This window comes from Castellaniella hirudinis, from assembly GCF_042651965.1.
In the GTDB taxonomy this organism is placed as follows: Bacteria; Pseudomonadota; Gammaproteobacteria; order Burkholderiales; family Burkholderiaceae_B; genus Castellaniella; species Castellaniella hirudinis.
On sequence record NZ_JBHSDY010000002.1, the window covers coordinates 566195 to 579822 of the forward strand.

At 66.6% G+C, this 13628-nt stretch carries 14 protein-coding genes; 3 read left to right on the plus strand and 11 right to left on the minus strand.

Annotated elements, in window-relative coordinates; all coding sequences use genetic code 11:
* Nucleotides 1-31: 31 nt before the first annotated feature.
* Nucleotides 32-1486, minus strand: a complete 1455-nt coding sequence (gene gabD / locus ACFO0J_RS04835) for an NADP-dependent succinate-semialdehyde dehydrogenase (protein ID WP_376811912.1) — start codon at nucleotides 1484-1486, stop codon at nucleotides 32-34.
* Nucleotides 1487-1597: 111 nt separating this feature from the next.
* Between gabD and ACFO0J_RS04840 the strand changes: the two genes are divergently transcribed.
* Together ACFO0J_RS04840 and gltS are read left to right on the plus strand one after the other, a co-directional pair.
* Nucleotides 1598-2383: an IclR family transcriptional regulator gene (locus tag ACFO0J_RS04840; protein ID WP_376811913.1), complete on the plus strand. Its 786-nt coding sequence runs from the start codon at nucleotides 1598-1600 to the stop codon at nucleotides 2381-2383.
* Nucleotides 2384-2410: 27 nt separating this feature from the next.
* Nucleotides 2411-3679: a sodium/glutamate symporter gene (gltS, locus tag ACFO0J_RS04845; protein ID WP_376811914.1), complete on the plus strand. Its 1269-nt coding sequence runs from the start codon at nucleotides 2411-2413 to the stop codon at nucleotides 3677-3679.
* Nucleotides 3680-3989: 310 nt separating this feature from the next.
* Here the strand turns inward: gltS and coq7 are convergent, their stop codons facing one another.
* Genes coq7 through ACFO0J_RS04875 form a run of 6 tightly spaced genes read right to left on the minus strand, consistent with a single transcriptional unit; the run spans nucleotide 3990 to nucleotide 8851 of the window.
* Nucleotides 3990-4697: a 2-polyprenyl-3-methyl-6-methoxy-1,4-benzoquinone monooxygenase gene (coq7, locus tag ACFO0J_RS04850; protein ID WP_376812005.1), complete on the minus strand. Its 708-nt coding sequence runs from the start codon at nucleotides 4695-4697 to the stop codon at nucleotides 3990-3992.
* A 24-nt stretch (nucleotides 4698-4721) separates the two neighbouring features.
* Entirely contained in the window at nucleotides 4722-5318 is a 597-nt protein-coding gene (locus ACFO0J_RS04855; protein WP_376811915.1) for a hypothetical protein, read from the minus strand.
* A complete protein-coding gene (locus tag ACFO0J_RS04860) occupies nucleotides 5311-5946 on the minus strand; it encodes an SCO family protein (RefSeq protein ID WP_376811916.1) in 636 nt (211 codons plus the stop codon). Before ACFO0J_RS04860 ends, ACFO0J_RS04855 begins: the two co-directional genes overlap by 8 nt.
* A gap of 18 nt (nucleotides 5947-5964) precedes the next feature.
* On the minus strand, nucleotides 5965-6546 hold the full coding sequence (locus ACFO0J_RS04865; RefSeq protein ID WP_376811917.1) for a c-type cytochrome: 582 nt from the start codon (nucleotides 6544-6546) through the stop codon (nucleotides 5965-5967).
* Nucleotides 6543-7175: a cbb3-type cytochrome c oxidase subunit II gene (locus tag ACFO0J_RS04870; protein ID WP_376811918.1), complete on the minus strand. Its 633-nt coding sequence runs from the start codon at nucleotides 7173-7175 to the stop codon at nucleotides 6543-6545. The genes ACFO0J_RS04865 and ACFO0J_RS04870 overlap by 4 nt, the downstream gene beginning before the upstream one ends.
* Before the next feature lie 2 nt (nucleotides 7176-7177).
* Nucleotides 7178-8851 carry a cbb3-type cytochrome c oxidase subunit I gene (locus tag ACFO0J_RS04875; RefSeq protein ID WP_376811919.1) on the minus strand — a complete coding sequence of 558 codons (1674 nt, stop codon included), beginning with the start codon at nucleotides 8849-8851 and terminating at the stop codon, nucleotides 7178-7180.
* Nucleotides 8852-9077: 226 nt separating this feature from the next.
* Between ACFO0J_RS04875 and ACFO0J_RS04880 the strand changes: the two genes are divergently transcribed.
* Nucleotides 9078-9500: an OsmC family protein gene (locus tag ACFO0J_RS04880; protein ID WP_376811920.1), complete on the plus strand. Its 423-nt coding sequence runs from the start codon at nucleotides 9078-9080 to the stop codon at nucleotides 9498-9500.
* 3 nt (nucleotides 9501-9503) lie between these two features.
* Here the strand turns inward: ACFO0J_RS04880 and ACFO0J_RS04885 are convergent, their stop codons facing one another.
* Genes ACFO0J_RS04885 through ACFO0J_RS04900 form a run of 4 tightly spaced genes read right to left on the minus strand, consistent with a single transcriptional unit; the run spans nucleotide 9504 to nucleotide 13610 of the window.
* Complete coding sequence (locus ACFO0J_RS04885; protein WP_376811921.1) at nucleotides 9504-10475, minus strand: thymidylate synthase; 972 nt, start codon at nucleotides 10473-10475, stop codon at nucleotides 9504-9506.
* A complete protein-coding gene (locus ACFO0J_RS04890) occupies nucleotides 10472-11290 on the minus strand; it encodes an HpcH/HpaI aldolase/citrate lyase family protein (protein WP_376811922.1) in 819 nt (272 codons plus the stop codon). Before ACFO0J_RS04890 ends, ACFO0J_RS04885 begins: the two co-directional genes overlap by 4 nt.
* A 29-nt stretch (nucleotides 11291-11319) precedes the next feature.
* The gene (locus ACFO0J_RS04895) at nucleotides 11320-12846 is read right to left on the minus strand and encodes a fumarate hydratase (protein ID WP_376811923.1); all 1527 of its coding nucleotides are present in this window, start codon (nucleotides 12844-12846) and stop codon (nucleotides 11320-11322) included.
* Complete coding sequence (locus tag ACFO0J_RS04900) at nucleotides 12843-13610, minus strand: crotonase/enoyl-CoA hydratase family protein (RefSeq protein WP_376811924.1); 768 nt, start codon at nucleotides 13608-13610, stop codon at nucleotides 12843-12845. The genes ACFO0J_RS04895 and ACFO0J_RS04900 overlap by 4 nt, the downstream gene beginning before the upstream one ends.
* Nucleotides 13611-13628 lie beyond the last annotated feature (18 nt).

The following is a 13628-nucleotide window of genomic DNA, read 5'->3' on the forward strand; positions in this document are numbered from 1 at the left end:
CGGCGGATCAAACAGTCACAGGATCACAAGATTACAGCCCGCCCATGCACAGGTATTTGACGACCAGATAATCGTCCAGCCCGTAATGCGAGCCTTCGCGCCCCAGGCCGGACTGCTTGACCCCGCCGAAGGGCACGGCTTCGTTGGAGATCAGCCCGGTGTTGATGCCCACCATGCCGTATTCCAGCGCCTCGGCCACGCGCCACACCCGGCCGAGGTCGCGGCTGTAGAAATAGGCGGCCAGGCCATATTCCGTATCGTTCGCCATGCGGACCACGTCCGCGTCGTCGCTGAAGCGGAACAGCGGCGCCAGCGGGCCGAAGGTTTCCTCGCGGGCGAATTTCATCGTCGGCAAAGCGTCAGCCACCACCGTCGGCTGGAAGAAGGTATGCCCCAGAGCATGGGGTTCCCCGCCGATCAGGACGCGCCCGCCCTGGGCCACGGCATCCGCGATGTGCTCCTGGACCTTGGCCACGGCGGCCTCGTCGATCAGGGGCCCCTGGGTGACGCCGTCCTCCAGGCCATTGCCCACACGCAGCTTGCCGACGGCCTCGACCAGCTTGCGGCTGAAGGCGTCGTACACCGAATCCTGCACGTAGAAACGGTTGGTGCACACGCAGGTCTGCCCGGCGTTGCGGTATTTGCTGGCGATGGCGCCTTCCACGGCGGCATCCAGGTCCGCGTCGTCGAACACGATGAAGGGCGCGTTGCCGCCCAGTTCCAGGGACAGCTTCTTGATCGAGGGGGCGCACTGGCGCATCAGCAGGCGCCCGACCTCGGTCGAGCCGGTGAAGGACAGCTTGCGCACGATCGGGCTGGACGTCATCTCGCCGCCGATGGCGGGGGCATCCCCGGTCAGGACGGAGAACACGCCGGCCGGCACGCCGGCCTGTTCCGCCAGCACCGCCAGCGCCAGCGCTGAAAACGGCGTCTGTTCGGCGGGCTTGACGACCAGCGGACAACCGGCCGCCAGCGCGGCGCCGGCCTTGCGGGTGATCATGGAAGACGGGAAATTCCAGGGCGTGATGGCGGCGCACACCCCGATGGGTTCCCGGGTGACGACGACCCGGCGGTCCCGGGCGAACGAGGGGATCACGTCGCCATAGGCGCGCTTGCCTTCTTCGGCAAACCATTCCAGGAACGCGGCGCCGTAGGCGATTTCGCCCTTGGATTCGGCCAGCGGCTTGCCCTGTTCGGCCGTCATGATCAGGGCCAGGTCCTGGGCGTGTTCGGTCATCAGCTCGAACCAGCGCCGCAGGATGGCTGCGCGCTCCTTGGCGGTCATCGCGCGCCAGGCGCCCCAGGCGGTCTGGGCCCCCTCGATGGCCCGACGCGTTTCGGCCGCGCCCATGCAGGGCACGGTGCCCAGCAGTTCGCCCGTCGCCGGGTTATGGACGGCGATGGTCTGGGCGGAATCCGCATCGCACCACTGGCCATTGAGATAGGCCTGCTGGCGCAGCAGGTCCGGTTTTTTCAGTGTCAGCATGGGTGTATTTGTGCCTCGGTTGATCGTTCACTATAATGAACGACGTTTATTGGAATGAACAATCTGATATTAACGGCCCGGCCCTTCGGGCGTCAATCCGACCTGGCTTGCATGCAAACCGACAAAATCCTGGCGCCTGCCGTGACCCGCGCCTCTGCCGTGCTGGACCTGCTGGCCCGCACCGGCCGCCCCGTGGCGCTGGCCGAACTGGCCAAGACCTTGCAACTGCCCAAGAGCAGCCTGCACGTTCTGTGCACGACGCTGGAACACCTGAATCTGATCACGCGGCTGGACGGCGGCCAGATGACCCTGGGGCCGCACGTGATGATGTGGGCCAACGCCTTCATGGCGCGGCTGGACATCACGCAGGAATTTTTCGCGTCCTGGGATGACATGCGCGTCCTGCCGGAAGAAACCATCACGCTGTCGGTGCGCGACGGCGCAGAGGTCGTGTACATCGCCTGCCGCAACGGCAAGCATCCCCTGGGACTGCAATTCCACGCCGGCATGCGGCTGCCGGCGGTCTATACCGCGACGGGCCTGGCCATGCTCAGCACCCTGCCGGACGCCAGCGCACGCAAGCTGCTGGACGGCCAGGCCGGCGGCTGGCCCGCGCCGCTGACCGAGCACGGCCTGCGCGACACCGCCTCGGCCATCACCGAACTGCAGCGCATCCGCCAACAACGCTATTCGACCGACCGCGAGGGGGTGCGCGACGGCATGTATTGCTTCGGCGCGCCGGTCTTCGATTCGCGCAATCCCGAAGCCGTGGCGGGGGTGGCGGTCAGCATCCGCTCGCTGGAAGCCAACCCGGCGCTCGAAGCACGGGCCGGGCACGCCATCCGCAAACTGGCGGATCGGCTGTCGGAACGGCTGGGGGCCGTACAAGCGTTTTAAAATAGGGCCGTTGCACCCGGAGAGCCCATGGAAATCACCCTCAACGGCCACCACACGCTGATCGTCGCCGCCCTCGTGATGCTGGCGGGACATTGGCTGGTCTTCCGCATCAGATTCCTGTCCGCCTTCAATATCCCCGAACCTGTCGCCGGCGGCCTGCTGGCCGCGTTCATCATCACGCTGCTGAACGCCGCCACGGGCCTGACCCTCAGGCTCGACACCGATCTGCAGACGACGTTCATGCTGATGTTCTTCGCCTCGATCGGCCTGAGCGCGGACTTCACGCGGCTGAAGGAAGGCGGCAAGCCGCTCGTCATGCTGCTGGCGCTGGTCTCCGTCTTCATCGTGGTGCAGAACGCCATCGGCGTGGGCCTGGCAGCGCTGCTGGGCCTCAAGCCCCTGATCGGCCTGGTGGTCGGCTCGATCACGCTGACCGGCGGCCACGGCACGGCGGGCGCCTGGGGGCCGGTGCTGGAGGCGAAATACGGCATCGCCGGCGCCACCACGCTGGGGATCGCCACGGCGACCTTCGGCCTGGTGTTCGGCGGCCTGATCGGCGGGCCGGTGGCGCGCCACCTGATCCGCAAGCAAAAGCGCGCGCCCCTGCCTCAGACGCACGCGCGCACCGGCATCGACGCCATTTCGGGCTCGCCGCGCCACGAACAGGCCGGCGCGAACGAAGAAGACAAGCGCCTGACCTTCGAGCTCTTCGATCAGCCGCGCCTGATCACGGCCTATGCCGCGATCGAGACCCTGGCCATGTTCGCCGCCTGCCTGAGCAGCGCCGACCTGCTCGGCCGCTGGACCCACGGCACGGCCGTCGAACTGCCCACCTTCATCTGGGCGCTGGCCAGCGGCGTGGTGATCCGCAACGTGCTGACCCACGTCTTCCACTTCCAGATGTTCGACCGCGCAATCGACGTGCTCGGCAATACTTCGCTGTCGCTGTTTCTGGCCATCGCGCTGGTCAGCCTGCGCCTCTGGGAACTGGCCGACCTGGCCGGCCCGGTGTCCATCATTCTGGCCGTGCAGGTCGTGACGATCATGCTGTACGCAACCTACATCACGTACCATTTCATGGGCTCGGACTACGACGCCGCCGTCGTCGCCGCCGGCCACTGCGGCTTCGGCCTGGGCGCCACGCCTACGGCCATCGCCAATATGCAAGCCGTGACCGACCGTTTCGGCCCCTCGTACAAGGCCTATCTGGTCGTGCCCCTGGTCGGCGCGTTCTTCGTGGACCTGGTCAACGCAGCCATCCTGCAGGTGTTTACCCAGATTCCTTTCTTCCAATAAAAAAGGAAAATGCCCCCACGCTGCGCCCGCTTGCAGACAAAAAAAAGCCCAAGATCCGAAGATCCTGGGCTAAATCCACCAAAGGAGGAGGGTGGAGGAGACAACCGGGGCATGTCGGGCTACCAGGAACCTGGGTTCCGAGCCGCCGTGATTAGGGGTTTTCCCTCTGCAATCACGTTTCGACATCCGATAAGCAAAGTATATAGGCAAAACTTGCTGCGATGCAAGATCAATTTGTTGTCAATAGACAATACCGAGCGTTTTGTCGTTTTTAGATCACAAACAAGGGTAAGTCCCTAGGATGATCCACCTAAATCCGGTAGGCCGTGGTGGTCATGAGCTTGGACATCAGGCGCATGGCGCCCCGCACCGGGGCAGGCAGCGGCGCCGCGCCGTGGTCCTCGGCCGTGGTCCGGTGACCGATCTCGTCGTCACGCATCTGCGTCACGATCCGCCGCGAGCGCCGGTCCTGATCCGGCAAGGCGCTCAGGTGGCCGTCCAGGTGTTCCTCGACCTGGCGCTCCGTTTCGGCCATGAAACCCAGGTTGTAGGGAATCCCGGCGCGGCTGGCCGCCAGCCCGAGGCCGAAGGATCCGGCGTACCACAAAGGATTGAGCAGGCTCGGGCGGCTATGCAGTTCGTCCAGGCGCTGGCGGCACCAGGCCAGGTGATCGACTTCTTCTTCGGCGGCCTGCAGCAGGACACGGCGTATGCCCTCGTCCCGGCACAGCAGCGCCTGGCCCCGGTACAGGGCCTGGGCGCAGATTTCACCCACGTGGTTGACCCGCATCAGGCCGGCGGCATGGCGGGACTCGGCGTCGGACAGCACGGGATCGTCGGCAGCCGCGGGCCCGGCGGGGTTGCCTCGTGCGTGGGAGACCGTGCCGTCCAGGACACGCAAGGCGCGGCCGGCCTCGGCCAGGATCGCATCCAGCCGGCCGGTCCGACGGCGCCAGGCCGGCGCCGCGCCACGGGCGCCCGATCCGTCCGCCGACCCCGCGTGCCCCGCTGCATGCATGACCTGTTCCATGAGAAATCCTTTTCAACGATTGAGAAAGCGCCAGACCGGCTTGAGTTCGGCCAGCAGCCAGCACGACGGCAGGACGATGGCCAGGGCGATCAGGCCCCGGCCGGCCCAGTCCTGGTCATCCTGGAGGTAGGCGTTGCACAGACGGATGGGCTGATCCAGATAGACCATGCCCACGATCGCGCTCATCCAGCAGAAATTGCCCAGGAAGAAGAGCTTGATGACCACGTTGGAGCAGCGCAAAGACGCCCGCAGCACCCAGCCGCACAGCGGCAAGCCCAGGTATTTGAACGCCGCCACGCGCCAGTCGGTCAGGGCGTCGTCCAGCGCCTTGGGAATCATCCAGCCCGCACCGACCAGGCTGACCAGCAGCAGGCCGGGAACGCCGTATTCATTATAGGACCAGCCCGCACGCCGCCCCGCCTGCGCCTCGACCGGCACGGCGGGCGGACGCGCCCCGGCACGCCAGGCCTGCTCGGCAAAGAGCCCCGCCAGCACCAGCAAGGGGATCTGGACCAGCATGTGCAGGCTCATCAGCGCCGTCAGCGGGGCGCGCAGCCCTGCCGCGATCCCCAGGCAGATCAGGGCCGCAGCCCACCAGAGCCTAGCCATGACGCTCCTTCCCGGACGGCTCGGCCAGCGACTCCGCAGCCGATAGCGCCAGGCCCGGGTCGTCCAGGTCCAGAATGCGCGCCAGGCGGCCGTCGGGCGTCACCACGTGGAAAGCGGCGTTGTGTTCGAATTCGCCCAGCGGCGCCGGCACGACCGTGATGCCGAACAGGGCCAGCGCGGCGTCACGCTGCGCGGCTTGGGTGAAGGACAGGAATTGCCAGACGCCGGGCTCGGCGCCCATGCGCGCCGCGTAGCGGGCCAGGTCCGGCGCCCGGTCGCGGGCATCGAAGCTGATGCTGATCAGCCGGATGCGATCCTGCAGTCCGCGCGCCTCGATGGCCTGCTGCAGGCGTTCCGTCAGGGAACCCTGGGCCAGGCACAGCGACAGACAGCGGGTGTAGAAGAAATTGATGATGGCGACGCGCCCGTCGCGGCGCAGGTCCTGGTCCAGATCCAGGACCCGGCCGTCTTCGGCCAACGCCTCGATGGCGGGAATCGCCCGGGGCTGCCGCGCCACGTCCTGGCGGCGCGCATCCTCGGCCGTCAGGACGGCAAAGCCGTCCGTCAGGCCGTACAGCGATCCGATGCCGGCCGCCAGGGCCAGCGTCAGCGCAAGAATCCAGCGCACGCCGGCACCCGATCCAGGCTATTTGCCCAGCAAGGGGCGCAGGTCCTCGTCGCCCTTCCAGGGGGTCTGCTGGTCCTTGGTTTCCTCGCGGACCTGGGCGACCGTCTTGGCATCCGTGGCCGAAGCGCTGTTGCCGAAGCTGGTGCGCACGTGGGTCACCAGGGCGGCGACCTCCTCGTCGGAGAACTTGGCGAAGCTCGGCATTTCGCCGTTGTACTGCGCCCCCTCGACCGTGAGCGGGCCGTGGATGCCATGCAGCACGATACGGATCATGACGCCCGGATCGCCCGCATCCACCCACTCGGACTTGGACAGCGGCGGGAACACGCCCGGCACCCCGGCGCCGCTGGCCTGGTGACAGGCCACGCAGTTGGCCGTGTAGAGCTGGCCGCCGTCCGCCGTCGCCGGAACGGCGAAGTCGGCCGCGACGCGGTCATCCCCCAGGGACGCGGGCATCGGGCTGAAGCTGGTGTACAGGTGATACACCGCCCACAGCAACAGCAGGCCGATGACCGTCAGCACGAGCTTGGGAACCGGCCGGCTGCCCTCGTGCGGCTCGGGCTGTTCGCGGCGCTGCTGGTTGAATCGGGGATTGCTCATTGCTTGGCTCCTTCTTCACCGGCCTGCCGGGGCAGTTCCGGCAACAGCGCACCCGGCTTGATCGGATAGGTGTGATCCAGGCCGATCAGGTAGGCCACCAGGTCCAGGGCCTCGGGCGTGGCGACCACGACCTTGCCGTCCGCCGGCGCGAAGCTGGGCGGCAGGTTGACGACCTTGTCCCCGGGCTCGGCCTTGTCCTTCAAGCGGAACATGAAGGGGAAGGACGGCATATTGCTGCCCGGCGTGTAGGCGCGCGGTTGGTACAGGTGGCCCAGATTCCAGTCCACACTGGGCTGGCGGGCGCCGATGTTGAACAGATCCGGCCCGGTGCGCATGGTGCCCAGCAGGTGCGGATGATCGTAGTAGTAGTCGCCCGCGACCGGGGCGCGGCCCCAGCCGCGCTGGAAGTCAGGCGCCTGGGACTGGCTGCGCGGCTGCTGCGAGTGGCAGTAGACGCACCCCATCTCGATGTAGACCTGGCGCCCGCGCAACTGCTGTTCCGTATAGGGCTTCAGGCCTTCCGGAGGCTGCACGTCGGAGAGCTGCATGTAAGGCAGCACGACCAGGGTGGCGGTGGCCAGCGCGAGCGTCACCATCGCGCCGCTAAGGAGTTTGTATTCGCTTTCCATGATCAGGCACCTGCAATCGCCTGACGCTCAGGCAGTGATTTACGTTTGTGCAACAACGCGGGACCCACGCGGCTCGTGCCGTAGCGCAGGGCCATCTGCACGAAGTGGACGGCAAACACCAGGTGACCCAGGGTCATCATGGCGCCGCCCACCGTGCGCGCTTCGAGCCAGGGCATCGTGACGTGCACCGAGTCCATGAAGGGCTTGGCCGCGTCCAGCATCGCCAGACCCTGCAGCCAGCCGCCGATCGACAGGCCGACGACATAGATGCCGATCCCCAGGGTCACCAGCCAGAAGTGCACGATGATGAGCTTCGGATGCGGCCATTCCCAGGACATGACGCGCGGCATCACGAAATAGATGGCGCCGAACATCACGATGGAGAAGAAGGCGTACAGGCCCAGGTGGGCGTGGGCCACCGTAAAGTGGGTGAAGTGCGCCACCGTGCTGACGCTGCGCAACGCCTCGAGAGACCCCTCGAAGGAGCTGACGGTGTACATCATCGCGCCCAGCACGATGAAGCGCAGCGTGGGCGAGTAGTACATGGTCTTGAAGTGGCCGCGCATCGTCAGGTGCTGGTTCACGGAGAACGCCATCACCGGGATGATCATCATCATGGACTGGACGATCGACAGCGTGATCAGCCAGTGCGGCACCGGGCCGCCCACCAGGTGGTGGCCGCCGACCTGGCCGTAGAAGAAGGCCAGCGCCCAGAAACCGATCAGCGACAGGTTGTAGGACTGGATCGGACGGCCGACGATCTTGGGCAGGAAGTAGTACACCGAAGCCAGGGCGATCGGGGTGTAGTACAGACCCAGCACGTTGTGGCCGAACCACCAGTTCATCGTGGCCTGTTCGACGCCGAAGTGCACGCCGGGCATCTTGCCCACCAGGTACAGCACCGGGAACCAGAACAACGCCGCGCCCATGTACCAGATCGACACGTACAAATGCTCGACCTTGCGGTTGCGCAGGGTGAACACCAGCGGCAACGCGATCAGGGCGCCGCCCAGCACCAGCAGGATGCTGATCTGCCAGGGGATTTCCAGCCATTCCAGGCCGTCATTGATACCCACGGCGATGCTGCCCAGGCCGGCGATCAGGCCGGCGTTCCACAGCATGCAGCCCAGCAGCGCGAAGCGGCCGCCGTACAGGCGCGTCTTCAGCAGGCGCGGCAGCATCCAGATCGCCACGCCGAAGGCCGCCATCGGACACCAGCCATAGGCCACCATGTTCAGGTGCAGCGTGCGCGTGCGCCCGAAGGTCAGCCAGGCGTATTCCGTCAGGAATTCGGGATTGTGCAGCTTGATCGAGCTGATCAGGCCGAAAGTCGAGGCAAACACCAGCCAGACGATGGCACAGCACAGAAAGGTGAAGGTGACGTAGGCGGTCGACTGGTCGGCCTCCAGGCGGTCGACGAGCTCTTTCTTCAGCTCGCTGGCCAAGGACGGGTCCACGACGGCCTTGCCGCCGTCCGTGACGACCTGCTGCAGACCGGCCCGCTGTTCCGGGGTGGCGGAGGGATCTTCGACATGGCCGATTTCGCCGGTCGAGAAGATCACCGAAGCGGCTTCGGGGTTTTCGTCGAACATGTTCCGCCTGAGCGACCAGATGAAAACACCCAGCCCGGTGACGGATAATATGAAGGTCAGGAGTAATACGGTGATGGTATCCACGGCACTTCCGATGAATGACAAGAAACGCGCGAAGCCTGATAAACGGGCCTCGGCAGCCCGCTATTGTAGGCATAGATTTGATCTATGATAAATCTATGCGAGATTTACAAGCCTGAATTACCCTAATCCTGGTACGGGCATCGTGCCCGTCCAGCGCACCGTCGCCCCGCCCGCCCTCCGGCGACGCGGCGTCGATTTTCCCAGCCCTCCACAGGAAAGATCCACCATGGAATGCACCATCGACTGGCAAGGCCCCGAGGGCATGCTGTTCATCACCCGCACCGGCAGCGGCCATGTCATCGCCATGGACGGCGCGCCCGAAGGCGGCGGCCGCAATCTGGCCGCCCGGCCGATGGAAACCGTGCTGGCCGGCGCCGGCGGCTGCGCGGCCTATGACGTGGTGCTGATCCTGAAGCGCGGCCGCCATGCCGTGACGGGCTGCCAGGCGGTCCTGACGGCCGAACGCGCCGACACCGAACCCAAGGTCTTCACCAAGATCCACTACGCCTTCCGGATCACGGGCCGCGACCTGCCCGCCGCCGCGGTGGAACGGGCGGTGGAGCTGTCGCACACGAAATACTGCTCGGCCATCGCCATGCTGGAAAAGACGGCCGAGATCACGCACTCGATCGAGCTCGTCGAGGGCTGACCGCTACACCGCCATCGGCGCCGTCAGCGGCGCATGATGGCGGTAATCCTCCAGCACGAAATCCGTCGGCTCCAGGCGTTCCAGCCATTCCGGTTCGTAGCGGCCGGTGTCCGCGTAGGCCGGGATGCGGTCCGACAGGCGCAGCCGGGGCGCCGGCAGCGGATCGCGCGTCAGTTGTTCGCGCAGCATGTCCACATGGGTTTCGTAGATGTGCGCATCGCCGATGAAATACGTGAACCAGCGGGGCTCGTAGCCCGTCAGGCGCGCCACCAGATGCGTCAGGGCCGCGCCTTCGGCCAGATTGAACGGCGTGCCCAGACCTACGTCATTGCTGCGGATGTACAGGCACAGCGACAGCTCGCGCGTCGACGGATTCGCCAGGAACTGGTACAGCAGGTGGCAGGGCGGCAGCGCCATTTCTTCGAGCTGGGCCCAGTTCCAGCCATGGAACAGGATGCGCCGGCTGCCCGGATCGCGCATCAGCGTGTCCAGGCAGGCGCGCAACTGGTCCACGGCCTTGTAGAGCAGCACATGCGGCTGCCCCTGGTCCTGGACCGGACCGACCACGCGGTAGCCCTGCCCCTGCGCGGCCTCGATGCGCGCGACCGCATCGGCCGGCAGCAGCTTGTAGGCCGGCCACTGACGCCACTGAACGCCATAGACCGGCCCCAGATCGTCGGGGCCGTCGCGCCAGGGGCTGTCCAGCCAGGCGCGGTTTTCGTTGGCATTCTGATCCCAGACCCGGCAGCCCAGCGCGCGGAAATCCGCCGCGCTGTCGGCCGCCCGCAGAAAACCGACCAGTTCGCCCATGGCCGACTTGAAGGCCAGACGCTTGGTGGTGACGGCGGGAAAGCCTTGTCGCAGGTCGAAGCGCAGGCACGCGCCCGGCAGGCTGAGCGTCCGCACGCCGGTGCGGTTGTCCTGCCAGGCGCCCTGGTCAAAGATCGATTGGACCAGGTCCAGATAAGCCTTCATGCGGACTGCTCCAGGATGCGCCGGGCCCGTTCGATCAGGGGCAGATCGACCATGCGGCCGTCCAGGCGGAAGGCGTATTCGCCGGTCGAATCGGCATGGTCCACCACCCGGCGCGCCCAGTCGATTTCCTCGGCCAGCGGCTGGTAGACGCGATGCGCCACGGGGACCTGCGCGGGGTGGATGCACATCATCCCGCCAAACCCCATGTCACGCGCCATCAGGCAGTCCGCCTCCAGCGCAGCCAGATCGGTGAATTCCGGATGGACGCAGTCCAGGGGCGCGGCCAGCCCGTGCATGCGGCTGGCCTTCAGGATGTCGAAGCGGATCTGCCCGAGCACGAAGCGGGCTGCGTCCGTCATCAGCCGCGTCCCCATCTCGACCAGCAGATCCAGGCTGCCAAAGGACAGCCGCGCCACGCCGTGGGCCTCGGCGATGCGGTCCAGCGCCCGCAGGCCGGCGGCGGACTCGATCACCGGCATCAGGGGCTTGCCCGCCCCCGAGACGATGTAGACGTGTTCCGCCGTCTGCGCCTTGGGCAGGACGATGCCGGTCACCGAGGACAGCGACCGGCACAAGGCCAGGTCGTCCTCGAACCAGGAGGTGGTGCCATCGTTGATGCGCACCCACAGGCGATCCCCGGGATGCGCGGCCGCGTGTCGCGCCAGCGCGTCGCGCGCAGCAGCCTTGGCCTCGGGCGCGACGGAGTCCTCCAGATCGACGATCACGACGTCCGCGCCGCTGGCGACCGCCTTGGGTATGCGCTCCGGCCGGCTGGCCGGTACGAACAGCGCCGATCGCATCGATGTATCACGCATGGCAATCCCCTTTCTGCTTTATTTGCCGTTCAGGCCTGCACCGGCACGATGCGCGCGGCGATGCGTTCACGCCATTCGCGCGGCCCGGTCTGGTGGACCGAGGTGCCCTGGGCGTCGACCGCCACCGTCACCGGCATGTCGCGCACCTCGAACTCGTAGATGGCCTCCATGCCCAGGTCCTCGAAGCCCAGCACCCGCGCGGAGCGGATGGCCTTGGACACCAGGTAGGCGGAGCCGCCCACGGCCATCAGGTAGGCCGAGCCATGTTGACGGATGGCCTCGATGGCCGCAGGACCGCGCTCGGCCTTGCCGATCATGGCCAGCAGACCCGTCTGTCCCAACATCATATCGGTAAACGCATCCATCCGCGTCGAAGTGGTGGGGCCTGCCGGACCGACGACCTCGTCGCGCACCGGATCGACCGGGCCGACGTAGTAGATGACGCGCCCACGGAAATCCACCGGCAGGGATTCGTCGCGGGCCAGCATGTCCTGGATGCGCTTGTGGGCCGCGTCACGCCCGGTCAGGATGCGCCCCGACAGCAGCAGGCGCTCGCCCGGTTTCCAGGAAGCGACTTGCTCGCGGGTCAACGTGTCCAGGTTCACCTGGCGCGAGGCCTTGTAATCGGGCTTCCAGTGGACTTCCGGCCATTCGGACAAGGCGGGCGGCTGCAGCGCGGCCGGGCCGTTGCCGTCCAGTGTGAAATGCACGTGGCGCGTGGCGGCGCAGTTCGGGATCATGGCGACCGGCTTGGAGGCCGCGTGCGTCGGACAGGTGAGGATCTTGACGTCCAGCACCGTGGTCAGCCCGCCCAGGCCCTGGGCGCCGATGCCCAGCGCGTTGACCTTCTGGTACAGGTCGATGCGCAGTTCTTCGAGCTTGTTCTGCGGGCCGCGCTGCAGCAGCTCATACATATCGATGTCCTGCATCAGGGACTGCTTGGCCATGAGCATGGCCTTTTCGGCCGTGCCGCCCACGCCGATCCCCAGCATGCCCGGCGGGCACCAGCCCGCGCCCATCAGCGGCACGGTCTTGAGCACCCAGTCCACCAGCGACTCGCTGGGGTTGAGCATGGCGAACTTGGTCTTGTTTTCCGAGCCGCCGCCCTTGGCCGCGACCTGCACGTCCACCGTGTCCCCGGGGACCAGCTCGACCTGCAGCACACAGGGCGTGTTGTCGCGCGTATTGCGGCGCGTGAACAAAGGATCGTCCAGCACCGAGGCGCGCAGCGGATTGTCGGGATTGGTGTAGCCCCGGCGCACGCCCTCGTCACACAGTTCCTGCAGGCTGCGGCGCGTGTCGAAGCGCACGTCCATGCCGATCTTCAGGAAGACGTTGACGATGCCCGTGTCCTGGCAGATCGGGCGGTGGCCTTCGGCGCACAGGCGCGAATTGGTCAGGATCTGGGCGATGGCGTCGCGCGCCGCCGGGCTTTCTTCCAGTTCGTAGGCGCGCGCCAGATGCTGGATGTAATCCAGCGGGTGATAGATGCTGATGAATTGGACAGCGTCCTCGATCGACTGGATCAGGTCGTGTTCGGTAATCGTGGTCATCATTTTCCTTTCCAGACCGGGGGGCGTTTCTCGGCAAATGCGGTTGCGCCTTCGCGCGCGTCTTCCGAGGTGAAGATATGGGCGACCAGGGGCCGCTGGCGCTCGAACATTTCTTCCGGGCGCCAGTTGCGCGATTGCGCGATGACGGACTTGGCCGTGCGCACCGCCAGCGGGCCGTTGGCGGCGATGGTCCGCGCCATCGCCAGGGCCTCGTCCAGCGCCGCGCCGGGCTCGGACAGGCGGTTGACCAGGCCCAGCTGGTGCAGGCGCTCGGCGCTGAATGCCTCGCCCGTCAGCACGGCTTCCATGGCCACATGGTAGGGAATGCGCGAGGGCAGGCGCAACATGCCGCCCGACCCCGGCACCAGGCCGCGCCGGACTTCAGGCAGGCCGAAGCGGGCGTCGCGCGCGGCCACGACCAGGTCGCAGGCCAGCACCAGTTCGCACCCGCCGGCCAGGGCATAGCCCTCGACGGCGGCGATCAGCGGCTTGGCGGGCGGCTGTTCGCACAGACCAGCGAAACCGCGCTTGCCCACGTAAGGGCGCTGGCCGGTCGCGGCAAAGGCCTTCAGGTCCATGCCGGAACAGAAATTTCCCCCGGACCCGGTCAGCACGCCCAGACGCAGGTCCGGATCGCTGTCCAGGGCGTCCATGGCGGCGGCCAAAGCCTGGGCGGTTTCCAGGTTGATGGCGTTACGCGCCTGGGGCCGGTTGAGTTGCATCACCAGCACCCCGTCCAGGCGCTGCACGTCAAGGCAATCACTCATGTTTTCTCCGAAAAAAGA